The organism is Sulfurimonas sediminis, assembly GCF_014905115.1.
GTDB lineage: Bacteria > Campylobacterota > Campylobacteria > Campylobacterales > Sulfurimonadaceae > Sulfurimonas > Sulfurimonas sediminis.
In genome coordinates this window covers 708,855-733,233 of sequence record NZ_CP041235.1, presented here as the reverse complement: position 1 = coordinate 733,233, position 24,379 = coordinate 708,855, and the positions used below count along the sequence as shown (strand labels likewise).

Below are 24,379 nucleotides of genomic sequence, written 5' to 3'. Positions count from 1 at the left end.
ATACCTTTTAATTCATTAACAAGTATTTAAGACTATACCTATTATAATATTAACTGAATTCGAAATTAAGGAAAAAAAATGAAAAAAATCGTAATTGCTTCAATCGCTACATTAGCATTAGTTACAGCTGCATCTGCTGCAGTAAACGGGAAAGCTTGTGCTGCATGTCATGGTGCTAACTGGGAGAAAAAAGCTATGGGGAAATCTAAAATTGTTAAAGATATGACTCATGCTGAAATCGCGGAGGCTCTTAAAGGGTATAAAGCTGGAACTTTCGGTGGACCAATGAAAGGTATTATGAAGGGGCAGGTTGCTCGTTATTCTGATGCTGATTTAGAGGCTTTTGCTCAAACTATCGGTAAATAGTATTTTTTGAGTTACCTTATTCAGGTAACTCATTCGGGTCTGTAATCTTTCTTTCTAAGACTCTCTTTCTTTTTGTCTTTTAACTCTTTTACTCTTTGCTCTTTTTTATAAGCATCATTTAAATCATCAGTTGAGTCAAACTTTACCGCATTTAAAAAATGCTCCGAATCATCAAACTGCCCTTTCTTTATCGCCCATATCAAAGCCACAACAGCTATACTTCCTAAAAAAATAGACACTCCAAGCATCATACCGATTACCCAACTGCTCATACTCTAATCCTTATATCCAAATTTGATTCGCATAGAATTTCCTACAACAATCAACGAACTGATACTCATAGAAATTGCGGCAATAAGAGGAATAATATATCCTGCCATTGCCAACGGAATTGTAATAGCATTATAAATAAATGAAAGTGCAAGATTCTCTTTTATCATTGTAAATGTTTTTTTAGAAGTTTTAAAACTGTCATAAAGTGAACTGAATGTATCATTTAAAAGCACTACATCACTCACCTCTATGGCAATATCACTCCCATTGCCCATTGCTATTGCAATATCTGAACCTGCCAATGCCAAAATATCATTCACCCCGTCCCCTGCCATAACAGTTACCTTGCCATCTTCATGCAGCTTTTCTATAAATACGGCTTTGTCCTGAGGTGTCAGTTCATATTTGTACTGTTCAATTCCAACGAGTTGTGCTACTTTTCTGGCACTCTCTTCATGATCTCCTGTGAGCATAATTATCTCTATACCCATTTTTTTAATTTTGGCTATGGCCTCTTTTGCATCCTCACGCGGTATATCAAAAAGTTCATATTTAGCCAGAAGTTCTCCGCCGTACGCAAAATAAAATTCACTGTTTTGGCTTGAACTGCAGACGTCAATGCCTATGGTTTGCATGAGTTTGGCGTTCCCACCTGCAAGCATTTTACCGTCATACATCGCACTCAAACCCTGAGAAGGTATATTTTGAAAGCTTTCCAGTTCCAAGGGATCCAAATCCTCATCGAAAATATATTTTTCTACACCTTTGGCAACAGGGTGTTTTGAATTGAGCAATAACGAATAAAGCATAGATTTATGAAACGGCAGAAATATTTCCTCTTTGACAACCTCCGGTCGACCTTTTGTAATCGTTCCTGTTTTATCAAGCAGTAATACATCTGCCTTTGCCATTGTCTCAAGCTGAGCAGCTTCTTTAAAGAGTATACCTCTTTTTGAAGCGATAGAAAGGCCAACCAGTGTTGCAACAGGTGTTGCCAAAGCAAGGGCACAGGGACAGGCTATCACAATAACCGCTATACTAATCATAAAGGACTGCTCGAAATTCGATGAATAAAGATACCAACCGATAAAAGTCATAAAAGAAAGTGCCAGTATCACTTCGGAAAAATATTCACTCAACCTGTTTGCCAACTGCTGGATTTTTGGCTTGTTGTTCATCGCATTTTCCAGCAAGGCTACAATACTACTCATTGTGGAGTGTGCAAAATCTTTGCTTACTTTATATTTTACATCGGCATCAATACTTACCGTTCCACTGATGATATTTTCTCCTGCAGTTTTAAAAACAGGCTCGCTCTCACCGGTCAGGCTTGATTCATCAAAATTTCCGCTTCCTTCTTGTATCTCACCATCAAGAGCAACACGTTCTCCTGAATTTACCAAAACAATTTCGCCTGCAGTAACATCATTGACATTTTTCGTAATAATCTTTTTATCCACAACAACTTTGACATCATTTGGCAGATGATGATTCATAATATCCAAAGTGTCAGCAATACTTTTTTTGCTTAAAACCTCTAAAAATTTTCCAACCAGTACAAAAGTAATAATCATCGTCACCGAATCAAAATAGGCTTCACCACTGCGCGTAAGAGTAATATAAATAGAATATATATAGGTTAGTATTGCCCCCGTAGCAACAAGTGTGTCCATATTTACGGTTTTCGTCTTCATCCCGTAATACATTCCGCGAATGAAAGGCCATCCACTGTAAAAAAGTACCGGAGTCGCTAAAACCCACTCTCCGATATTGAGTATATGTTTGATATTTTCGGATATACCACTAAAATAGCCGGCATACTGCGCAACCATAATCGTCATCATATTCATCGTTGCAAAAACAGCAACGGCCATCCGTGTGTAATATTCTTTTCGCTCCTTATCGGCTTTTTGTTCCTGCAGTGAAGCATCATAAGGGTATGCATTATATCCGATGGCACGAATCATATCTATAATTTTTGAAAGTTTGACCGTATCATCATCCCAGACAATCTTTGCTTTGTTGTTTGTATAATTGATGTTCGTAGCAATAACACCTTGCATATTTGTCAAAGCTTTTTCATTCAGCCAAACACATGCAGCACAGTGAATACCCTCTATAACCAGAGAAACTTCACAGAATCCATCTTTATTGAGCGTAACAAAGCGTTCATAAAATGCCGGCGAATCAAAATTTAAAGAGTCTTCGTACTGCTGTGAAGGCGGTGCAAGTTTATTGTTGCCCAGCTTATCATAAAAACTGTCCAATCCTTCATCTGAAAGTAAATGAAATACACCCTGACAGCCGTTACAGCAAAAATAATGTTCATCCTCTTGTATCATAACATCTTTTGAAAATTCTAAATGACAGTGATCACAGGCTATTTTATCTGACAACTTCAAACTTCCCTATATTTCTATTTTTTTGAATATTTTTCCAAGGTTCGACTAACCCGTTCATGCATATATAAACACCATTTTTTTCTACCGCTTTGGCATATCCGATAGCCATACCAAGATTCAATGATGCTTCTATATTATCAATTTCAAACGGTTTCATAGCGCCCGTAATAATAATTTTTCTATCATCAAATACTTCATCCAAAAACTCGGCACTGAGTTCCATAGTGTCGGTGCCATGCACTATCACAAAAGTATCTTCTGTTGATTCCCTTATAATATCAGCAAGCATACGTCTGTCATTACTGTCCATCTCCAGACTGTCTTTGTAAACAACCCCTGCAAGACTATACATTTCCTGAGCACTGAATAAAATTCTTTCAATAGCTGCATTGTCATAAGGAACCTCAAGTTCTCCGCTTATTTCATTATATCGTTTGTTAAATGTACCACCACTGTTAAGTATCAGCATTTTATTTCCATATTTCATCAAGTTTAGTGACTGTTTTTGTTGCTTTAGAACTTCTAATCTGATTCATTTCATCAAATAAATATGTTTCAGAAATACCGGCATTTACAGCGGCTTCAATATCCCGCTCTTTATCGCCAATCATTAAAGAATGTGTTAAATCCAAATTAAATTTTTTTTGTGCTTCCAAAATCATTCCCGGTTCAGGTTTTCTGCAACTGCATTCTATATTAATTTCCGGATGATGCGGACAATGATAGACTTTTGCAATATTAATATTTCTCTTTTTAAACTCTTGTATCATCCAGTCTGTAAGCACTTGAAAATCTTCTTCTGTATAATATCCTCTCGCTATACCAGACTGGTTTGTTACAATAATAATCAGATATCCTAAATTCTGATAATATTTGCACAAATCAAATATACCATCAATAAATTCAAAATCCTCTCTCTTATAGAGATACTCTTTTTCAACATTGATAACACCGTCTCTATCTAAAAAAAGTGCTTTTTTCATTCCTTATCTGCCAACACCCTCACCAAATATCTCTTTCTCAATGATGTCACAGAGAATATGCCCTATCAATATATGAGATTCCTGAATTCTAGGTGTTGCATCCGAAGGAACAATAAGTGCAATATCAGCCATTTCAGCCATTTTTCCACCATCACGACCAGTCAGAGCGACTGTCATAATCTTTTTCTTCTTTGCAGATTCAAATGCCTTAATAATATTGGCTGAATTTCCCGAGGTTGAAATACCGATAAAGATATCTCCCTCCTGTCCCATTCCTTCAAGTTGACGGGAAAAGACCTGATCATATCCATAATCATTGCCTATGGCAGTAAGATTTGATGTATCCGTAGTAAGTGCCAATGAAGGAATAGAAGGTCTGTCAAAACCATACCTACCCACAAGCTCTGCAGCAATATGTTGCGCATCAGCAGCACTGCCTCCGTTTCCTGCAAGAATTGTTTTTTTATCTGTATTGCGGTATAGCTCAACACATTTTTGTGCTACTTCTTCTATTTTATTTAATAAATCTTCATTCTCATAAATAGCCTGTTTTGTTTCATATGATTTTCTAATTTGATCTTTTATATATTTTTTCATATATCATCCTAAAATTATATATAAAATAATATCATAGAATTACTTAGTAAAAGGTAGATTTTATAGAAAATTGAACCGTTTAATTAAAATGATTGAAAGTTTAGAAAGTAAATCTGATCAACTAGGCAGCGACCTACATTCCCACAAGTGAAACCTGCAGTATTATCAGCGATGAGAGGCTTAGCTTCTGGGTTCGGAATGGGGACCAGGCGTTTCCCTCTCTCTATAGCCACCTAGACAAGATCAGATATAAAGACATCTAAGTGCCAGATGTGTTTATATCTAATCTCATAAGGATCAGTTGAGTGAGTTTAATGATTGCTCATTAAGTTAGAATTGGTAAAATCAACAACAGTTAAACTAAATAACCTGACAAATCTTTCTCTTATTTAATGTGTTTATTAATCTGCTTCGTAAGAAGCTAGCTTTAGTCGCCTCAGCGGCGCAAGCGAGTAAAAGGAACAAGTTCCTTTTACGGACTAACAAATATATACACTAAATAAGGTAGTGAAGCAATTGTGTTCACTTAAGAACTTGGTAAAAAGACAAACGTACTATTAGTACTGGTCAGCTAAACACATTGCTGTGCGTACACATCCAGCCTATCAAGCTTGTAGTCTTCAAGCGTACTTCAGGGAACGTTCATCTTGGAGTTGGCTTCCCGCTTAGATGCTTTCAGCGGTTATCTCATCCGTGCGTAGCTACCCAGCTATGCCCTTGGCAGGACAACTGGTGCACCAGTGGCACGTCCAACCCGGTCCTCTCGTACTAGGGTCAGCTCTCCTCAACGTTCCTACGCCCACGGAAGATAGGGACCGAACTGTCTCACGACGTTCTGAACCCAGCTCGCGTACCGCTTTAAATGGCGAACAGCCATACCCTTGGGACCTGCTCCAGCCCCAGGATGCGATGAGCCGACATCGAGGTGCCAAACCTCCCCGTCGATGTGAGCTCTTGGGGGAGATCAGCCTGTTATCCCCGGCGTACCTTTTATCCTTTGAGCGATGGCCCTTCCACACAGAACCACCGGATCACTATGACCGTCTTTCGACTCTGCTCGACTTGTATGTCTCACAGTCAGTCCGGCTTATGCCATTATACTCTACGAAGGATTTCCAACCCTTCTGAGCCGAACTTTGTAAGCCTCCGTTACTTTTTAGGAGGCGACCGCCCCAGTCAAACTACCCACCAGACATTGTCCTCGCACGGGATAACCGTACGGAGTTAGCTATCAGAATATTCAAGGGTGGTATCTCAAGGATGCCTCCCCTGGAACTGGCGTCCCAGGTTCAACGGCTCCCACCTATCCTGCACATGAATATCCCAATAGCAGTGTCAAGCTATAGTAAAGGTGCACGGGGTCTTTCCGTCTTTCCGCGGGTAGGAGGAATTTTCACCTCCACTACAATTTCACTGGATCCCTTGTTGAGACAGCTCCCATCTCGTTACGCCATTCATGCAGGTCGGTATTTAACCGACAAGGAATTTCGCTACCTTAGGACCGTTATAGTTACGGCCGCCGTTTACTCGGGCTTCAATTCATGCCTTCGCTAATGCTAAGCAATCCTTTTAACCTTCGAGCACCGGGCAGGCGTCACACCCTATACATCCACTTACGTGTTAGCAGAGTGCTGTGTTTTTGGTAAACAGTCGGGAGGGACTCTTTGCTGCGACCTATAAGTGCTTTGAGAAGCAAGTTCTCTAACACTACAGGCACACCTTATACCGAAGATACGGTGCTAGTTTGCAGAGTTCCTTAACAAGGGTTCATCCACGCGCCTTAGAATACTCATCTCACCCACCTGTGTCGGTTTACGGTACGGGCAACATTACATCTCGTTTAGAGGCTTTTCTCGGCACGACAGTATCAAGGGTTCTGGTCGCTCTCCGAAAGATTGACCAGCCTGTCAGATCTCGGTCGCTTGACACACGGATTTGCCTATGTGTCGACCTACGTCCTTCGAGCCACAATTTCCATCAGTGACCCCCTTTAACTCTATGCGTCCCCCCATCACTCAAACGATGTAATGTCGGTATCGGAATATTAACCGATTTGCCATCGTCTACCCCTTTCGGACTCGACTTAGGTCCCGACTAACCCTACGATGACGAGCATCGCGTAGGAAACCTTGGGTTTACGGCGAAGAAGATTCTCACTTCTTTTCTCGCTACTCATGCCTGCATGCTCACTTCCATCCGCTCCAGTACTCCTTACCGGTATACCTTCAGCGCTGAATGGAACGCTCTCCTACCACTTACAGTAAACTGTAAATCTAAAGCTTCGGTGTTTATCTTAGCCCCGTTATATTTTCGGCGCAGAATCGCTAGACCAGTGAGCTGTTACGCTTTCTTTAAAGGATGGCTGCTTCTAAGCCAACCTCCTGGTTGTCACAGCAACTCCACATCCTTTTCCACTTAGATAAAACTTTGGGACCTTAGCTGTTAGTCTGGGTTGTTCCCCTCTCGACATAGGATTTTATCACCCTACGCCTGACTCCCGAGGTTACACGTATAGTATTCGGAGTTTGATAGGGTTTGGTACCGCGGTAAGCAGCCCTAGCCCTGTCAGTGCTCTACCCCTATACGCTAATGCTCGAGGCTATACCTAAATATATTTCGGAGAGAACCAGCTATCACTGAGTTTGATTGGCCTTTCACCCCTATCCACAAGTCATCCCAAGAATTTTCAACTTCTACGGGTTCGGTCCTCCACTGGCTCTTACACCAGCTTCAACCTGCTCATGGATAGATCACTCAGTTTCGGGTCTGCAGCATCTGACTATGTCGCCCTATTAAGACTCGCTTTCGCTACGGCTTCTCGTTCGATTAACCTTGCCAGATACCACAACTCGCAGGCTCATTATGCAAAAGGCAGTCCGTCACACTTATTTAATAGTGCTCCGAATGATTGTAAGCCATAGGTTTCAGGTTCTATTTCACTCCGCTCACCGCGGTCCTTTTCACCTTTCCCTCACGGTACTTGTTCGCTATCGGTCTAGTAGTAGTATTTAGGGTTGGAGGGTGGTCCCCCCATATTCAGTCAAGATAACACGTGTCCCGACCTACTCGTTCCATACCTTAGTTCCACACATATGTTTTCGCTTACGGGAGTATCACCCTCTATGCTCATCCTTTCCAGAATGTTCTGCTAACAAATGTGCTAAATGTATGCGCCCTATTCCAATTTCGCTCGCCGCTACTCTCGGAATCTCGTTTGATTTCTCTTCCTCTAGGTACTGAGATGTTTCACTTCCCTAGGTTCGCCCCACCCGAAGGTGGTAACGTGATTCGCACCACGTTGGGTCGCCCCATTCAGAAATTCCCGGATCAAAGCTTCTTGGCAGCTCCCCGAGACTTTTCGCAGCCTAGTACGTCTTTCATCGCCTCTACTAGCCAAGGCATCCACCTATGGCCCTTAATATCTTTTTATTCTATGTTGCGTTCACTACCTTATTTAATGTACTATTGATAGTCCCATTAAGAAACAAGTTCCTTTTAGAATTATCATCACACTAAATAAGATGAATGATCTGTTATTGTAGTTATTTAGTTTATAATAAATCTCTTTATTATAGTTGTTGACTTTAACAATTGTAATTTAATGATCGTTTGGTTTTTAAACCAAATATAAATTCTTATGTGTTTAAGAACTTATATTTAATTTAGAAACTTGTTTGATTTTTGAAGAAGTTGTGCTGAAAAAGATTGCGTAGCGTACTTTCGTACGTGAGTAAGCTTTTTCAGTGCAAATTCTCAAAAATGGTGGAGAATAGCGGGATCGAACCGCTGACCTCCTGCGTGCAAGGCAGGCGCTCTCCCAGCTGAGCTAATTCCCCATTTATAATCGTAATTCAAATGAACACAGATCACTGAAAACTAAGCAAGTAAGACTTAGAAGATGACCAATAAACTATTTCTCTTGTGAGATTTTCTTGTGTTGAGCCAATCAAACGAATGATTGCTCTTTACTCTAGAAAGGAGGTGATCCAACCGCAGGTTCTCCTACGGTTACCTTGTTACGACTTCACCCCAGTCGCTAATTCCACCGTAAGCGGTAGCCCCCCGAAGGTTGGCTTCCCGATTTCGGGTGAAATCAACTCCCATGGTGTGACGGGCGGTGAGTACAAGACCCGGGAACGTATTCACCGTAGCATTGCTGATCTACGATTACTAGTGATTCCAGCTTCATGGAGTCGAGTTGCAGACTCCAATCCGAACTGAGAGACGCTTTAAGTGATTAGCTCCACCTCGCGGTATCGCAACACTCTGTACGCCCCATTGTAGCACGTGTGTAGCCCTAGCCATAAGGGCCATGATGACTTGACGTCGTCCTCACCTTCCTCCTCCTTACGAAGGCAGTCTCCTTAGAGTGCTCAGCTTAACCTGCTAGCAACTAAGGACGAGGGTTGCGCTCGTTGCGGGACTTAACCCAACATCTCACGACACGAGCTGACGACAGCCGTGCAGCACCTGTTTTCGAGCTCCCCGAAGGGCACCCCGCCATCTCTGGCAGGTTCTCTCAATGTCAAGGCTAGGTAAGGTTCTTCGCGTATCTTCGAATTAAACCACATGCTCCACCACTTGTGCGGGTCCCCGTCTATTCCTTTGAGTTTTAATCTTGCGACCGTACTCCCCAGGCGGTTCACTTAATCTGTTAAGTGCATCACCGCCCTGACTAGCAGAGCGACGACTAGTGAACATCGTTTAGGGCGTGGACTACCAGGGTATCTAATCCTGTTTGCTCCCCACGCTTTCACGCCTTAGCGTCAGTTATGTTCCAGGAGATCGCCTTCGCTTTCGGTATTCCTAGTGATATCTACGGATTTTACCCCTACACCACTAATTCCATCTCCCCCTCCCATACTCTAGGTCGGCAGTTTCAAATGCAGTTCTACAGTTAAGCTGTAGGATTTCACATCTGACTTGCCAACCCGCCTACGCGTCCTTTACGCCCAGTGATTCCGAATAACGCTTGCACCCTCCGTATTACCGCGGCTGCTGGCACGGAGTTAGCCGGTGCTTATTCATATGCTACCGTCATTTTCTTGACATATAAAAGGAGTTTACACACCGAAATGCGTCATCCTCCACGCGGCGTTGCTGCATCAGGGTTTCCCCCATTGTGCAATATTCCTCACTGCTGCCTCCCGTAGGAGTCTGGTCCGTGTCTCAGTACCAGTGTGGCGGATCATCCTCTCAAACCCGCTACCCGTCATCGTCTTGGTAGTCTCTTACACTACCAACTAACTGATGGGATATAGACCGATCCCTTGGCGGAATCCATTTCCCGACTACTCTTATGAGCAGAAGGAGTATCCGGTATTAATCATCGTTTCCAATGGCTATCCCGGTCCAAGGGGCACATTATCTATATATTACTCACCCGTGCGCCACTCGTCAGCATAGTAGCAAGCTACTATCTGTTACCGTTCGACTTGCATGTGTTAAGCACGCCGCCAGCGTTCATTCTGAGCCAGGATCAAACTCTCCATAATTGTTATTATAGAAAGATAAGTAAACTTATTACTGATCTTTTGCCCAAGATTATTAAATCATTGGCTTTGTTATTTTAAGTCTTAATAAAACTGCTTAAGGTCTTATTACTAGACTGTATAGTTATCTATTACTATTAAGGGAACCATTCAGGTAAACCTGTATGGATTTCAAAATAGAATAGACGGTTGTTGTTTATTAGTTATTTCTAAGTAATTTATCTCTTTAACTCTAAAGTTAAAAAGTCTCTTACTTGCTTAGTTTTCAATGATCTCAAACATATTCAGCGGCTTCAACTCGAAGTCTCTTTAGGCCTTTTAAATAAGGTCTCTCTGTTTGTGGATGGGAATTATAGGAGAGTCTTGCTTAGAAAGCGCTTAATGTTTGGTGGGTTTTTGAAAAAGTTTTTGAAGTTTTTTATTTGTTACTTTTTTTAGAGGTTTACTGGCAACTAGGATTCTATAATCCAGCCGCCACCTATAAGTTTGTCATCATCATAAAATACAGCGGCCTGTCCGACTGCAATACCAAATACACTCTCTTCAAGTTTCAAATAGGCCACATCTTCTTCTATTTTTACATGGCACTTGACTGCTTTTGTTCTATAACGGAGTTTTACTGTTGTGTCAAACTCTTTTCTGTCATCAAACATATTTAGATTATTGAGTTTCACATCATAACATGCCAGATCTTCTTTTTTCCCGACAACTATTTGATTTTTTTTCGGATTGATACTCAGTACAAAATGAGGCTCATGTGCGCCATGTACTGTAAAGCCTTTACGTTTTCCGATTGTATAATGCATATACCCCTTATGTTCACCGATAACATTGCCCTCTTGATCAAGAACCTCTCCCGGTTGATCAACTTCTACATAGTCTTTTAACAGATCAGTATATGTTGTTTCTACAAAACAGATTTCACTTGATTCCGCCTGCGATGAAAATGATTCCAATCCTTTTATGGATGCAGCTAATGCTTTTATATCTTTTTTATGTCTTTCACCTAATGGAAATTTTAATCTTGGTAGAATTTCTCTGTTAATATAAAAAAGAAAATAACTTTGATCTTTTGTATCATCATCTGCAGAGTATAAATACTTTCCGTCTGTTTTAATATAATGTCCGGTTGCCAAATACTCTGCACCGATTTCATCAGCAAATTTTATCATTTCACCAAATTTGAGGTTTCTGTTGCACAGAGCACACGGATTTGGAGTTTTTCCTTCAGCGTATGTATCTATAAATGGTTGAAATACTTTTTTATTAAAAGTTTCTTGCAAATCCAGTACATGCAACTTAATACCAACAAAGTCAGCAGCTTTTTGTGCACGTACTTGGTGAATTTCATGATACCCGGGTTTTGAATGAAGTTTCATGTATAATCCTTCCACTTCATACCCCTGCTCTTTTAACAATAAAGAAGTAATTGTTGAATCAACCCCTCCGCTCATTCCTACTAAAACTTTTTCTTTCATTATGTCCTCAAACTTTCTTGTTAACCCTTAAGCTGTGTTAATCTTTCTTTCTTTGTGCCTATCGTTGTTACCTGTATTCCAAAGTTACCATCTACAATAACTACTTCACCTTGTGCTATAACATGATTATCCACCAAAATATCCAACGGATCATTTGCCAATTGGTTTAATTCAATAACCGAACCGATATCCATATTCAGTACATCTTTTAACAACATTCTTTTTTTTCCGATTCTTACCTTTACAGGAAGTTTTACATCCATAATCAGTGCAATGTTTTTCATCTCTTCACTGCTCAAGGTAATATCTTCTTCACAGTTTGATGTGACATGTTCCGAAGTACCAGTACTGCTCGTATGCTCATGTGCATCGACTGTTTCTTCTGAAGATTCTGATGGAAACAGCAAATTTTTTAATTTTTCATCTATAATAAACATCAACAATGAATGCACAGATTCCAGGTTAAACTTATATATATACATTCTGCTGAAAGATTCTAGGCTGACTTCATCATTATCGCCGACCAACTCTATATTTTCAATACTGAAAGACAAAACAGGTAACTCTTTTTGAGCAGAAAGCGTATTTGCAATAGCACCAAAAATATTTGATACTATCTCTTTTGTAGCATCCATATCATCTTCGCTTACATCTTCTCTCTCACTGGCTTCTTCACCCATCATCATGTCTGAAAGTGATGCTGCCAAATTTGGTGGTAATGCTACCATTGCCTCTGCATCCACATCTCCGCTTACCTTGATTTTCACCAAAACAATAGGCGGAACAATGTTGGAAATGATACTTAATTCCTGTTTTTCTTTTAACTCTAAAGTTGGAGCAGTTCCAATAAGTGCTTCAATAGTACCAACTGTTTCATCTTCAAATAGTTTTATAAAGTCACTCATTTTTTACTCCTCATATTTGTTTTCAAATTCCATTTCACCTTCATGAATTATATCTTTAACCCCGGAAATTTTTTCGTGTCTTTGTTTTTCTAAATTCTCAAGTGCGCGCTTGACAGTATCTTTTTCTGTTTCAATAATCTCTGTAATACTGATTGATTTTCTGAACCTACGCAGTCCTATTTCACCGCGAAATCTCTCTTTTCCGTCTACTGCAACAGTCACAATGTCATCTGCAGCACTTGAGAGCCTGATTACATCACCGATTTTCAGTTCAAGTATATCATGCATAGTTAAATCTGCATCACCCAAATTTGCCTCTACATTTACTTTTGCCCCACCGAGAAGAACCTTCAGTTCCATATTTCTACTTTTTTTAGAACTTGTTTCGTTTAACATTAAATCACGACTGGCAAGTTTTGGCAAAACAGGTTCCAATGAGATAACAGGATAGCATATATTCATCATACCGGAACTGTGGCCTATGATAATTTCCATCACCACCATAACAACAATTTCGTTTTGTGCAACAATTTGAACGACATTCGGAGAAGATTCTTTGGATTCTATTGTCGGATAAATTTCCATAACAGGGGCCCATGCCTCTTTTAATGTGCTCATCATAACACGAAGTATTGTTTCAAACAGGCTGAGTTCTATATCCGAAAATTCCCGACTTGCATCAAAAGGTTCTCCTTTTCCTCCAAGCAATCTGTCAAGCATAGGAAAAGCAATGGAGGGATTGATTTCTATAATGCCGCTTCCCTCAAGGGGTTTTACCGAAAACACATTAAAACTTGTAGGATTTGGCAAACTCATCAAAAATTCACCATAGGTCATTTGATCAACAGAATGCAGCTGTATTTCAACAATAGAACGCATAATTGAAGATATCTGAGAAGCCAGACTTCTGGCCATTTTGTCATGAACACCGCGAAATGCACGAAGTTGTTCCTTTGAAACCCTGTTTGGACGTTTAAAATCATAGAGAGTTACCTGCCGTTGAGGCAAAAGAGCATCTTCATCACTCTCTAAGACATTTTCACCTTCATCTTCAACAACATCCAAAAGCGCATCGATTTCTTCCTGTGATAGTATATCTGCCATGTTATGCTCCTATACTCTCTTTAATTTTTTGGATTACAGACTTGTGAATTTGTGAAATACGGGACTCGGTTATATCTAAAATATCACTAATTTCTTTTAAAGTCAGCTCTTCAAAGTAGTATAGCTGAATTATCATCTGTTCTCTCTCTTTATAAGAGGAAAGAACTTTTTTTATTACGCCAATCAACTCTTCTTTTTCAATTTGAACAAGGGCTGCACCTTCATCACCAACCTGCAATTGATCATGCAGAGGCATGACTGTATAAATGTTTGATGCGATGCGTGCTTCATGAACTTTTTCAATACTTTCATCCAGTATATCTGCCAGTTCTTCATCACTCGGTTCTTCATCATGTGTCAGCATATATTCCTGAACTGCATAATCTATAGCTTTTACAAGTTTACGGCTCGCACGGCTTAAAATATCCAGACTTCTCAAATAGTCAAGCATTGCACCATAAACTCTTTTTTTTGCATAGCCCCAAAAAGAATTATTGAGCTTTTCATCATATCGTCTAGCCAGTTTTATCAGTTCTTCTGTACCGATTGCTGAAAGATCACTAAAGTCCACCGAGCTTGGAAGCCGCTCTTTGAGCCGAAAAGCCATTGCTTTTACGGCAGGAAGATATTGCAATGCCAGTTCATCTTCTTTGTGTTTGAGATCTTGAAGGTAGGCATTGTTTATCATAATTTTTGTCCGGCTACATCTTCAGAGTTCATTTTGATAGCAATATCTGTAATTTTGCACGCTGAGTCTATCAGTTTTTCTCTTTTGTTTATCTCTTTTACAAAAATATCTAATTCTGTTTCATGGGTTTCTTTTGGGAAATTATAGGCTTTAACCGTGATTGTTTTGTAATAAAGTGCAACGATTACATGTGAAAAAAGATAAAAAAAGATGGTAATAAAAAATGTATAAAGTAATAATCCCTCAGCATCAAAAGATTTTAACAACCCAAAGATTATTCCTACAAAAAACCCTTGAACAGTAAAAAAATAAACAAAATTTTCACCAAACATAACTACCCCAAATAAGACTTAAAAATGGTCCATTAATCTTTTAAACAGACCTGACAATCCACTTTCATTGGATGTAACCAGCACATTTCGTTCCAGCTTTTGTATAATTTTACGCACAATTGCATCTATGTCTCTGCTCGGCTGTGATGCAGGATAAAGCCTTCTAAAAAGTGCGCGCTGTTTTACGGATGTTGACACTTTCGCATCAGCATTCATTTTCCCAATCAACTGCAGGTCCAGTTTTTCACCTATATTTGCCTTGGCAACTTTTTTAATTTTTTCAAAAACACCAAAAGCCTCTTTTTCATTTTTCACCTGATTCATTATCATAAATACATCATTTCTGAGTGTCGCAATTGTTTTAATCGTTGCATAGGCGTCGGTAATTGCTGCAGGATCGGGAACTGTTACAACAATTACATCATCTGCCGCATTTAAAAACATTTGAATATGCTCTCCAATCCCGGCTCCCGTATCTATAATCATAACATCAAGTTTGTTTAAAACCTGTGCCTCCTGCATAAACCTGTCAAACAGTGCCATATCGGAATATTTTAATATTTCATCACCGCTCTCACCAGGAATAAGAATAAGATTACGGGTAATAGGAATTAAAATATCGCTAACCGTCGCCTCACCTTTGAGTACATGTAAAATGTTTTTTTTGATTTTTACATTAAACATAACATCCAGATTGGCCAGTCCTATATCTGCATCAAATATTCCCACATTCAAACCCTGCTGAGACAACGCGTAGGCAAGGTTTGAACTTATAGTACTTTTGCCCACTCCGCCTTTACCACTTGTAATTGCGATAAAACGTGTTTTTTTTGATTTTTTCTTTTGGGAATTTGAAGCAACCAGTTCTTCAAGCTTTTGTGCCTGATTCCCAATCATACCTTACTCCTGTTAAATCCGTTCAAAAGACACTCAATTAAAAAATCACTGCTCGCACATACTAAATCTTCCGGTACTTCCTGACCTACAGAAAAGTAACTTATCGGTTTTTTTGTTTCATAAGCCAGTGAAAAAATATTTCCAAAACCCATCGTCTCATCCAGTTTTGTAAACATCAGTGTATCTACACCCAGTGTTGAAAAGCTGTCATAGGTCACCTTTAGGTCTTCATATTTAATTGAACTTGGCATTACCAGTACTACATCCACATTGTATTGCGTGTTATTTGCGTTGAGACACTCATATATTTTTTCAATTTTTACTCTGTCATAAGGACTCGATCCCATTGTATCAATCAATATATAGTCACAATATTTGAGAGACTCCAGAGCACTTGAAAACTCCGGAGGATCAACAACTGTTTCAATTCCAAGTTTCATCATTCGTGCATACTGCATCAACTGCTCGACGGCACCTATGCGATAGGTGTCAAGTACAACCAGTCCGACTTTGTACTTTTTTTCCATTAAAAAAGAGTATCTGGCAGCAAGTTTGGCAATAGAAGTTGTCTTTCCCACACCTGTTGGTCCGACAAGCATAATAACTTTTTTCGCACCTATATTAGGCAGTGTTTCTCTTCGGATAGGAACCATTTTTCGAAGTATTGTTTGAAAATACCTTTTTACAGTGGAAGAGTTTTCTCGCATTTTCAACGGCATATGTTCCAAAGTAACCTGCATAAGAGTATCCAAATGTTCCCTGTTCATTCCGCTTTGTGAGGCAAGACGATAAATTTCAGAAAATTCCGGCGGAATTTGACTTGAAAGATTTGGTGATTTTTCATCCCAAAACATATTTTGAATAATTTTTACCTTATCTGTCAGTTTATTGATTTCAGATTTTATCTCTTTTAGCTCTTTTGGTTCAACAGCAGTAGCCGTTTGTTGTGATGAAGGCTGATATAAGTTCTCCAAAGGATCGGTCACATTTGAAATTTTAGAAATTTGTTGTGCCGCATTGGAAATATCAAAAAGTATTTCCCGACTCTCTTCTTTGAGCGGTTGCTGTTTGGAAAGTGGTTTTTTTGCTTTTTTATAGGTAGACGGAATCATCTCTTCATCTATGCCGATTACTATCTCATAGAGTGCTTCTCTGCCTAAAGCTTTTTTTTGAATCTCTTTGGTTTCAATGAGCATACCCTCATCACCAATTTCCATTTTTGCTTTTTTCAATGCCTCTGAGGGACTGCGCCCGGTAAAAGTCAATATTTTCATCTACCAACACCTGACAAAGGTATCATTACACTTTCTCTTTGTGCATAAAAAGGATGCGGCACAATTAAATCTTGTGTATGTATTGTACGGTTATCAAAAAATATAATATCCAAATCTAGCGTCCTTGGTGCATTTTCAAAAGTTCTTTTTCTGCCAAATTTTTTTTCCAGTCTCAGTAAAAAGCGTAAAAAAACTCTTGGCTGCATTGAAGTTTTTAAAACAAGTATTGAGTTGAAAAAATCATCCTGGTCTGTATAGCCAAAAGGAGGATTTTTTAAAATCAATGATGTTTTTACTATTGATACTCTTTTATCTTTTTGCAATACCACAAGAAGATGCTCAAATCTTCGACGTACATCTCCGACATTTCCACCGACACCTACAACAGTTTCATATCTATGCCGACTTTTGGCATGGGCAGTATAAGGGAAATGCAAGCTGTAAAAAGAGGTCAATCTTTTGTTTATCTTGCGTTTCCTGTACATGTAAAGACTTAAACCTGTTTCTGTGCTTGCGCCTGCGCTTCTTGGGCCGCTTTGATTTCGTTCATAATCTGAAGCATACCCATCATAGCCAAATGGTAGCCAAAAGGTCCGAAACCGACAACAGATGATGTGCAGACAGGTGCAATCATATTTTTTTGTCTAAACTCTTCACGTCTGTGAATATTGCTGATATGCACTTCTATGGTAGGCAAGCTAACAGCAGAAATGGCATCGCGGATAGCGATAGAAGTGTGCGTATAGGCAGCAGCATTGATAATCAATCCCTGTGCTTCACCGTAGCACTCCTGAATTTTATCTACAATTTCACCCTCAAGATTACTTTGAAAAAATTCTATTTCCACACCGTTTTGAGTTGCTACATCTTTCATCTGTGCATGAATCTGTTCTAATTTCATCGGACCGTAAATATTTTGTTCACGAATTCCTAGCATATTTAAATTTGGACCTTGAATAACCACTATTTTCATTTATACCCTTATTATGATGATTTATCTTCTGAAGGACTATTTTATCCAAACTAATATTAAAAAAAGTGTATAATTCGAAAAAAAGAAAAAAAGATGACAATACTCGTTCCCAATTATATTTTAACACCTGATATTCTCCTTGCAGACAAGGCAATTGCATTTGACAAAACCATCCGAGACATAGGCAGTTTAGAAGAACTGGAGCAGAAATTTCCAGAAGCCAAAACCATACAGCTGCAAAAAAATTCGCTGCTTATGCCCGGTCTTATCAATGCACACGTACATGTAGAATTTTCTGCCAACAAAAATCAGCTCAGTTACGGTGATTTTTTGAACTGGCTCTACAGTGTCATAGAAAATCGTGAAGACCTTATCGCAGGCTGTGACCTTGCATGTATGACTAAAGCGATAGATGCTATGCTTGCAAGCGGTATCACAACCTTTGGTGCCATAAGCTCCCATGCCATGGATCTTGAAGCCTGTATTAATGCAAAACAGAATGTTGTATTTTTTAATGAACTTATCGGTTCACAAGCAGGAATGGCGGATGCTCTTTTTAATGACTTTTTAGCACGGCTTGATGCCTCAAAAGCTGTTAAAAGAGAAGGATTTTATCCTGCAGTTGCCATCCACTCTCCCTACTCTGTACATCCGATTCTTATACAAAAAGCTTTGGAGATTGTTAAAAATGAAAACCTAAAACTTACAGCACATTTTATGGAAAGTGAAGCCGAACGCAACTGGCTTGATTCAAGCAGCGGTGATTTTAAGGAATTTTTCAAAACACTGCTCAAGCAAGACAGAAGCATCAGTGATGCCAAAGAGTTTTTGAACTATTTTGACGGTTTTGAAGCACTCCTTACACATGCAGTCAAAACAAACGAAGAAGAGTTAGAAAAAATAGCTAAACAAAACCATACTGTCATTCACTGTCCCATTTCCAACAGACTTCTTGGCAATCCTACACTCAATATCAAAAAACTGAATGAAAAAAAGATTCGCTGGATTGTTGCGACTGATGGTTTAAGCTCAAACTATCAACTTGATTTGTTTGAAGAGATGAAAATCTCCCTTTTTATGCACAGTAATGCTCCTTTATTAGAATTAGCAAAACAACTCATACAAGGAGTCACGCTCCATGCTGCCCAAGCACTGGGACTCAATACGGGAGAAATAAAAGAAGGGAAAAATGCAGATATGATAGTTCTTGATCTCGATACCGAACCAAATGAAGAGTTAGCTGTTCATTTAATACTGCATCGCTATAATATCTCAAAAATTTTCATTAACGGAAAATTTGTAAAAGGAGATGATTAAATGGAATTATTAAAAAGAATATTTTCTCCCATAGCAGCAATTATGAACTATATCCAAAACCATTTCAAGGCCATGCTCTTTGTGCTGATTTTGATTTTACTCTTTGCTCCGGCAAGTGAAAAAGAGTTTACAAGCTATAATTTGGAAAAAATCAATCTCAGCGGTCCGATTATGGATGCCGCAGATGTTGTACAAAAAATAAATAAAGCTGCACACAACAGTGCTGTAAAAGGTGTCTTGCTCATTGTCAATTCTCCCGGCGGTGCCGTTTCGCCTTCTGTCGAAATCGCGTATGCCATCAAAAGACTAAAAGAGCAAAAGCCTGTCATAGCCTATGCCAAAGGCACTATGGCAAGCGGAAGCTATTATGCAAGCATCTGGGCTGATAAAATCATAGCAAATCCGGGCAGCATGATAGGCAGTATCGGAGTTATTATGCAGGGGGCCGACTTAAGCGGTCTGATGAACAAAATCGGTATAAAATCTCAAGTGGTAAAAGCCGGTCTCTATAAACAGATAGGCACACCGGACAGACCGTGGAAAAAGTACGAAGTCGCTGAGTTGAACAAGGTTATTCAAGGAACATATGATATGTTTACGAAGGATGTTGCCGATGCAAGACATTTGGATTTGAACAAAAGAGACACCTATGCAAATGCCCATATATTTACGGCAGCACAGGCGAAAAAAGTCGGTCTCATTGACAGTATTGGTGTCGAATATGATGCAAAAAACGCCTTGGCAAAGTTAAGCGGTGTTTTACATCCCGTATGGAACAAAGAAGACAAGTTTGACAAACTGCTCAAAAAACTGTCCGCTTCAACAGCTGTGATTTTAAATACCTACTTCCCTGATTTGATTTTAAAATAAGTTACAGAGTTTACAACTCCGTAACTTTGACAACTTCTTCTAAATTTTCAAAAATTCTTTGTACCCTCTCCTGCCATAATTCACCAAAATGTTTGACTTCTTCAGGAGTGGCTGCTCCGCTAGTCAGTTTTTGCATCAACGGCATCATCTCCGGTGAGGCAGGTACCGTCGAAGGATTATAATTTACATCTACACTTTTTCCTGTATTTACTCTCGTAAATCTTGCGGATGAATCTATATTTGCATTAAAAAACATAAGAGAGTGGCGTGCAAACTGTCCATTTAAGCCTTTAAATCCGCTTTTGTCTGTCGCCCCGGTAATATGTGCAATAACATTACCGACAACACCGGCAACGCCATCTTCTAACGACTCTTTAAATTCTACTTTTATATTGCCACGGACTGCCCGCTGAGTTGGATATAAAACTTTCAGTGCTTCGCTTGCCATTATATAGGCACCGGCAACCGTCGGGCAAGAGTGCCCTGCGGCTTTAACAACTTCTAAGTATGTTATTTCATATTCTCCGTTTTCAAAAGCGCCTAAAACCTGCGCCAAAGGGTCTTTGAGTGGTATGCTTTGTACGGCATCAAAAAATTGTGGATAATTCATCGGATTTTTTCCTTTTTCAAGACCTTTGCACTAACTATGTATGTATCGCTCTGGGCTTCAAATACATCATCTACCTTGAGTGAAGACAAATCCACTACCTGTGAATCTTTTACAATCTGTGCAAAGCCTTTTTTGTTTTTGTATTTTGGATTATTGGATTCTAGCATTTTTTGCAGGTTTAAAAGTTGATTTTGCGCAATATTTAACACGCTCTGAATTGTTTGCGGAAATCGTTGCTGTAATGAATCCACTTCTTTTTTATAATTTTGCAGACGAAAAGTGATTGCCTGGGCAAAATCTTCTTGCAGTTTTTTAATTTCATCAACGCGATATTGTAATTTTTTCTCCACTGAATGTTGCAGATAGGAGTTCTTTACATGTAACAGTTCTTGCTGTAAATTATATACTTTATGGGTTATTCTTTGGGTTAACTGTGTCGATAAGGAATCTAAATACTGATAGAGTTCATTGGTGTCAGGCAGTATCATCTCCATGGCAGCACTGGGTGTCGGTGCCCGCAAGTCTGCCACAAAATCACTGATTACCCAGTCAATTTCATGCCCTACAGCTGAGACTATCGGTGTTTTTGCATGAAAAAGAGCATCGGCAACAATCTCTTCATTAAATGCCCACAAATCTTCAATACTTCCGCCACCACGACCTATGACTATAATATCATACCCTTTTGTATCGGCAGATTTGAGAGCATTTGCTATACTAAACGCTGCCCCTTCACCTTGCACGAGTACATCATACACATCTATTTCTATAAGTCTGTAACGCGAATTGGCAACGCGCAGTATATCTTGCAGTGCCGCACCGGTGCCTGAGGTAATCAGTGCAATACGGGAGGGAAATTTTGGCAGTTCTTTTTTTCTCTCGTGAGCGAAATAGCCTTGCGCAGAGAGTTTTTGTTTGAGCTGCTCATACGCTAAAGCCAAAGCACCCTGCCCGGCAGGTTCAACAGAAAAACAGTTTATTTGGTAACTACCACGGGGTTTATAGAGCGTAACGGCACCGTCTATGACAACTTTCATCCCCTCTTCAAGACGAAATTTCAACCTTGAAGCATTCCCACGAAACATCACACAACTGACTGCCGAATCTTTGTCTTTAAGGGTAAAATATATATGTCCGGAGTTGTGAAAAGTGATACGGGAGAGCTCTCCCTCGACATATACTCTTTCAAATGAACTCTCTAAAACAGTTTTAATCTGCTCATTCAAAGCGGAGACTGAAAGTGTGTGCATGCTTTTTTCTACTTTTTACGGGCGATTATAAGTGTTGAAATATCCATTGAAAAACTTTGTGTGTGGAGCATTTCAAAGCCTGCATTTTCCAGCTCTTTTTGCATGCCCTGGATGGTTACAAAATTTTCTATAGAATCTGGCAGGTAAGTGTATGCTTCTAAATTTTTGGAGATGGCGGCACCGACATAAGGGAGAATTTTATGCATATAAATATCACGGATTTTTTTAAGGATATTTTTGTTTTCATCTTTCATGAATTCCAAAATGACAACAAGTCCCTCTTTTTTAAGCATTCTGTTAAATTCATAAAATGCTTCTTGTCGCTCAACAACATTACGAATACCATAAGTGATGCTTAAAATATCTGCACTGGCATCTTCAAGCGGTATCTGGGTTGCTTTTGCGATATAATATGAAAAATCGGGAAATTTCTTGCGGGCAACATCGACCATGCCGTTAGATGGGTCAACACCCACAAATTCAGCGATTTGCACATCTGCTTTTTGCGACTGTTTCTTCCAGTACCCCATCATGTCTCCGGTACCGCAGGCAACATCTACAATTTTATCAATATTTTTTTTACCATAATACTCAAAAGCCAAATCACAGGCTTTTTTTCGCCATGAAATATCCACACCCATACTCATCACGCGGTTTGCAGTATCATACGTTGATGCAATATCATCAAACATAGAGACGATTTTTTCTTGTTTTACATCATCTTTTTGGTCTAAAATACTCATAAATTCATATCCTTCTTTTCATCCACAGTATTATATCTTCTGCTTCTTTGCCTGCATTTAAAATCTCAAATTTATCCTCAATATTTTTAAATCCCTCCTCTCCGCCAAACGCAGGAGCAAGATAACACAGATAATAATCAACAATATCACGACTTAACTCATACATTTTTGCACTGCCTTCAATCATAATATTTTTATAATTTTTCAGTAAAGAAAAATCACTCTCTATAATTACTTTTCGATTTGGCACCTGAAACAGAGGAATGCTTCTGTCAAACTCTTTTTGACGGGAAAGGATTAAAATATCGGGAGCTTTTCCGTTGACCAAGCGTGCATCAAGTGTCGGTCTGTCACAGCGGACCGTATTGCCGCCGATAACAAGCAGATCGCATACATTACGCATAGCATGGACATTTTTTCTTGAAGCCTCAGAACTGATAATGCCTCCATCCGTTGTGCCGTTCAGTCGTTGTGCCCATTTAAAAAAAACAAATCTCTCTTTGAGAAATTTTTGAAACGGAAAGAGCAGATCTTCACATTTTTCTTTGCTTACATGTAAGCGTACATGTAAGCCGCTCTGCACTAAAAGTGCATTGCCGTTTGCCGCAGTTTCATTTGAATCTTCTACACCGATATAAAGATTTTTTATGCCAAGTTGTGCAATCAGATTAGCACATGAGGGGGTTTTGCCTACATGGGAACAGGGTTCGAGAGTAGAATACAAAGAACAGTTTTTAAAAATATTGTTATGGTTTTTCAGTAAAAAAGTATGGATTTGTTCGGAGGTAAAAAGCTGCAGTATTTCTTTGTTTTGTGTCAGTTTGTAGTATGCAGACTTCAAAGCATTCACTTCAGCATGCGGCTCTCCGGCTTTGTGATGTGCTTCAACAGCTAAAATTTCACCATGTTCACCTCTGAGTGTACAGCCTACTGCAGGGTTTGGGTAGGTCAATCCTTGATATTTCCAAGCCTCTTCAACGGCCAGGTTCATATAAAAGCTGTGATCTGTTACCATTCAAAATAGGTTTTTGCTTTTTTTACTGCATTAAAGTCAATCTCTTCTGTTTGCCCCTCTTTTTCTACAAAAAGTCTGTTTCCCTCAACTTTGCTGAGTCTGCCTTTTATTTTTACTTTTTCATCTAAAAGCAGGGAGACATTTTCACCAAGAGATTTCTTGAAATGTTCTAACGTTGTCAGCTTTCTCTCGATGCCGGGACTGCCGACTTCCAGTCTGTATTCGCCGGAAACTGGAGGAGTAACATCCAGTAAGGGAGAAATGAGATGTGTTAACTCAACACACGCATCCAGGCTGACCCCTTTGCGTTTGCCGTTTTCTATTTCGGGAGAAATGACACTTATGCGAAAAATTGTTTCATCATTTTCATTGACAACAACCGTGTCATAAAGTTCCAAATCAACGGATTTGACTACAGATGCTATATCACCTTGCAAACTCATGATGCTTCTCCTTTATGCTCTTTGGCTATTTTTTTAAACAAATCTTCAATATTTTGGGATTTTTTCAACTGTTCGTCAAACTCAAATGTCAGTTTTGGACATCTGTACCACCCTTGGTCTTTCAAACAAAAATCCTCTACCAAAGGACGAGCTTTTCTCAACTGCTTCAGGTAGATTCTTTTTTCTTCTTCGCTGAAATTAGCTGGGTCAATATAGACCTTGGCGTCGCTTCTTCCACGAGAACATTTTACCTCAATGACACTGAGTTCATGTAAACGGTTGTCATTGAGCTGGCTGAGTGCTTCGGGAATAAGTTCGGCTAAAAGAGCTTCCGTTCTTTTCAGCTTTATTTGTGCTTCATTCATTT

The 24,379-nt window shown here is 39.4% G+C and carries 23 protein-coding genes, 1 tRNA gene and 3 rRNA genes; 3 read left to right on the top strand and 24 right to left on the bottom strand.

What is annotated here, in order from left to right; all coding sequences use genetic code 11:
• The first annotated feature begins 78 nt into the window (after positions 1 to 78).
• On the top strand, positions 79 to 366 hold the full coding sequence (locus tag FJR45_RS04055; protein ID WP_193151464.1) for a c-type cytochrome: 288 nt from the start codon (positions 79 to 81) through the stop codon (positions 364 to 366).
• Between the two features lie 29 nt (positions 367 to 395).
• On the opposite strand, the gene ccoS is transcribed toward FJR45_RS04055, so the two are convergent.
• The 18 genes from ccoS to aroQ form a co-directional block, all read right to left on the bottom strand.
• Entirely contained in the window at positions 396 to 638 is a 243-nt protein-coding gene (ccoS, locus tag FJR45_RS04050; protein ID WP_193151463.1) for a cbb3-type cytochrome oxidase assembly protein CcoS, read from the bottom strand.
• A gap of 3 nt (positions 639 to 641) precedes the next feature.
• The gene (locus FJR45_RS04045) at positions 642 to 3,035 is read right to left on the bottom strand and encodes a heavy metal translocating P-type ATPase (protein WP_193151462.1); all 2,394 of its coding nucleotides are present in this window, start codon (positions 3,033 to 3,035) and stop codon (positions 642 to 644) included.
• Entirely contained in the window at positions 3,025 to 3,510 is a 486-nt protein-coding gene (locus tag FJR45_RS04040) for an asparaginase domain-containing protein (RefSeq protein ID WP_193151461.1), read from the bottom strand. The genes FJR45_RS04045 and FJR45_RS04040 overlap by 11 nt, the downstream gene beginning before the upstream one ends.
• 1 nt (position 3,511) lies before the next feature.
• On the bottom strand, positions 3,512 to 4,024 hold the full coding sequence (gene gmhB / locus FJR45_RS04035) for a D-glycero-beta-D-manno-heptose 1,7-bisphosphate 7-phosphatase (RefSeq protein WP_193151460.1): 513 nt from the start codon (positions 4,022 to 4,024) through the stop codon (positions 3,512 to 3,514).
• A gap of 3 nt (positions 4,025 to 4,027) precedes the next feature.
• Positions 4,028 to 4,621, bottom strand: coding sequence for a D-sedoheptulose 7-phosphate isomerase (gene gmhA, locus FJR45_RS04030; protein ID WP_193151459.1), 594 nt, complete (start codon positions 4,619 to 4,621; stop codon positions 4,028 to 4,030).
• Positions 4,622 to 4,741: 120 nt separating this feature from the next.
• Positions 4,742 to 4,858 (bottom strand): 5S ribosomal RNA (gene rrf, locus FJR45_RS04025).
• 299 nt (positions 4,859 to 5,157) lie between these two features.
• Positions 5,158 to 8,050 (bottom strand): 23S ribosomal RNA (locus FJR45_RS04020).
• A 331-nt stretch (positions 8,051 to 8,381) separates the two neighbouring features.
• Positions 8,382 to 8,457, bottom strand: a tRNA-Ala gene (locus FJR45_RS04015).
• A gap of 138 nt (positions 8,458 to 8,595) precedes the next feature.
• A 16S ribosomal RNA gene (locus tag FJR45_RS04010) occupies positions 8,596 to 10,116 on the bottom strand.
• The 16S, 23S and 5S rRNA genes sit together here with 1 tRNA gene alongside, the layout of an rRNA operon.
• A gap of 449 nt (positions 10,117 to 10,565) precedes the next feature.
• A complete protein-coding gene (gene mnmA, locus FJR45_RS04005) occupies positions 10,566 to 11,591 on the bottom strand; it encodes a tRNA 2-thiouridine(34) synthase MnmA (protein ID WP_193151458.1) in 1,026 nt (341 codons plus the stop codon).
• A gap of 20 nt (positions 11,592 to 11,611) precedes the next feature.
• Positions 11,612 to 12,496 carry a flagellar motor switch protein FliY gene (gene fliY / locus FJR45_RS04000; RefSeq protein WP_193151457.1) on the bottom strand — a complete coding sequence of 295 codons (885 nt, stop codon included), beginning with the start codon at positions 12,494 to 12,496 and terminating at the stop codon, positions 11,612 to 11,614.
• 3 nt (positions 12,497 to 12,499) lie between these two features.
• Entirely contained in the window at positions 12,500 to 13,600 is a 1,101-nt protein-coding gene (gene fliM, locus FJR45_RS03995) for a flagellar motor switch protein FliM (protein ID WP_193151456.1), read from the bottom strand.
• Between the two features lies 1 nt (position 13,601).
• Positions 13,602 to 14,288 (bottom strand): RNA polymerase sigma factor FliA, encoded by a 687-nt coding sequence (locus FJR45_RS03990; protein WP_193151455.1) that lies wholly within the window; start codon positions 14,286 to 14,288, stop codon positions 13,602 to 13,604.
• Positions 14,285 to 14,620 carry a hypothetical protein gene (locus tag FJR45_RS03985; RefSeq protein WP_193151454.1) on the bottom strand — a complete coding sequence of 112 codons (336 nt, stop codon included), beginning with the start codon at positions 14,618 to 14,620 and terminating at the stop codon, positions 14,285 to 14,287. Before FJR45_RS03985 ends, FJR45_RS03990 begins: the two co-directional genes overlap by 4 nt.
• Positions 14,621 to 14,638: 18 nt before the next feature.
• Positions 14,639 to 15,517, bottom strand: coding sequence for a MinD/ParA family protein (locus FJR45_RS03980; RefSeq protein ID WP_283949383.1), 879 nt, complete (start codon positions 15,515 to 15,517; stop codon positions 14,639 to 14,641).
• Entirely contained in the window at positions 15,514 to 16,791 is a 1,278-nt protein-coding gene (gene flhF / locus FJR45_RS03975; protein ID WP_193151453.1) for a flagellar biosynthesis GTPase FlhF, read from the bottom strand. The genes FJR45_RS03980 and flhF overlap by 4 nt, the downstream gene beginning before the upstream one ends.
• Positions 16,788 to 17,276 (bottom strand): 2-amino-4-hydroxy-6-hydroxymethyldihydropteridine diphosphokinase, encoded by a 489-nt coding sequence (folK, locus tag FJR45_RS03970; RefSeq protein WP_193151452.1) that lies wholly within the window; start codon positions 17,274 to 17,276, stop codon positions 16,788 to 16,790. The genes flhF and folK overlap by 4 nt, the downstream gene beginning before the upstream one ends.
• 8 nt (positions 17,277 to 17,284) lie before the next feature.
• Entirely contained in the window at positions 17,285 to 17,764 is a 480-nt protein-coding gene (aroQ, locus tag FJR45_RS03965) for a type II 3-dehydroquinate dehydratase (protein WP_193151451.1), read from the bottom strand.
• Positions 17,765 to 17,857: 93 nt separating this feature from the next.
• Between aroQ and mqnF the strand changes: the two genes are divergently transcribed.
• Positions 17,858 to 19,081 (top strand): aminofutalosine deaminase family hydrolase, encoded by a 1,224-nt coding sequence (mqnF, locus tag FJR45_RS03960; RefSeq protein WP_193151450.1) that lies wholly within the window; start codon positions 17,858 to 17,860, stop codon positions 19,079 to 19,081.
• Positions 19,082 to 19,951 carry a signal peptide peptidase SppA gene (gene sppA / locus FJR45_RS03955; RefSeq protein ID WP_193151449.1) on the top strand — a complete coding sequence of 290 codons (870 nt, stop codon included), beginning with the start codon at positions 19,082 to 19,084 and terminating at the stop codon, positions 19,949 to 19,951.
• A 10-nt stretch (positions 19,952 to 19,961) separates the two neighbouring features.
• Here the strand turns inward: sppA and FJR45_RS03950 are convergent, their stop codons facing one another.
• From FJR45_RS03950 to rbfA, 6 genes are read right to left on the bottom strand one after another with little or no spacing between them, the layout of a single operon-like run.
• The gene (locus tag FJR45_RS03950) at positions 19,962 to 20,561 is read right to left on the bottom strand and encodes an FmdE family protein (protein ID WP_193151448.1); all 600 of its coding nucleotides are present in this window, start codon (positions 20,559 to 20,561) and stop codon (positions 19,962 to 19,964) included.
• Positions 20,558 to 21,811 (bottom strand): exodeoxyribonuclease VII large subunit, encoded by a 1,254-nt coding sequence (gene xseA, locus FJR45_RS03945; protein WP_193151447.1) that lies wholly within the window; start codon positions 21,809 to 21,811, stop codon positions 20,558 to 20,560. The genes FJR45_RS03950 and xseA overlap by 4 nt, the downstream gene beginning before the upstream one ends.
• An 8-nt stretch (positions 21,812 to 21,819) precedes the next feature.
• Complete coding sequence (gene ubiE / locus FJR45_RS03940) at positions 21,820 to 22,554, bottom strand: bifunctional demethylmenaquinone methyltransferase/2-methoxy-6-polyprenyl-1,4-benzoquinol methylase UbiE (RefSeq protein ID WP_193151446.1); 735 nt, start codon at positions 22,552 to 22,554, stop codon at positions 21,820 to 21,822.
• A 4-nt stretch (positions 22,555 to 22,558) separates the two neighbouring features.
• Positions 22,559 to 23,569: a bifunctional diaminohydroxyphosphoribosylaminopyrimidine deaminase/5-amino-6-(5-phosphoribosylamino)uracil reductase RibD gene (ribD, locus tag FJR45_RS03935; protein WP_193151445.1), complete on the bottom strand. Its 1,011-nt coding sequence runs from the start codon at positions 23,567 to 23,569 to the stop codon at positions 22,559 to 22,561.
• Positions 23,563 to 24,012, bottom strand: coding sequence for an LSm family protein (locus FJR45_RS03930; protein ID WP_193151444.1), 450 nt, complete (start codon positions 24,010 to 24,012; stop codon positions 23,563 to 23,565). Before FJR45_RS03930 ends, ribD begins: the two co-directional genes overlap by 7 nt.
• Positions 24,009 to 24,377 carry a 30S ribosome-binding factor RbfA gene (gene rbfA, locus FJR45_RS03925; protein ID WP_193151443.1) on the bottom strand — a complete coding sequence of 123 codons (369 nt, stop codon included), beginning with the start codon at positions 24,375 to 24,377 and terminating at the stop codon, positions 24,009 to 24,011. Before rbfA ends, FJR45_RS03930 begins: the two co-directional genes overlap by 4 nt.
• Between the last annotated feature and the right edge of the window lie 2 nt (positions 24,378 to 24,379).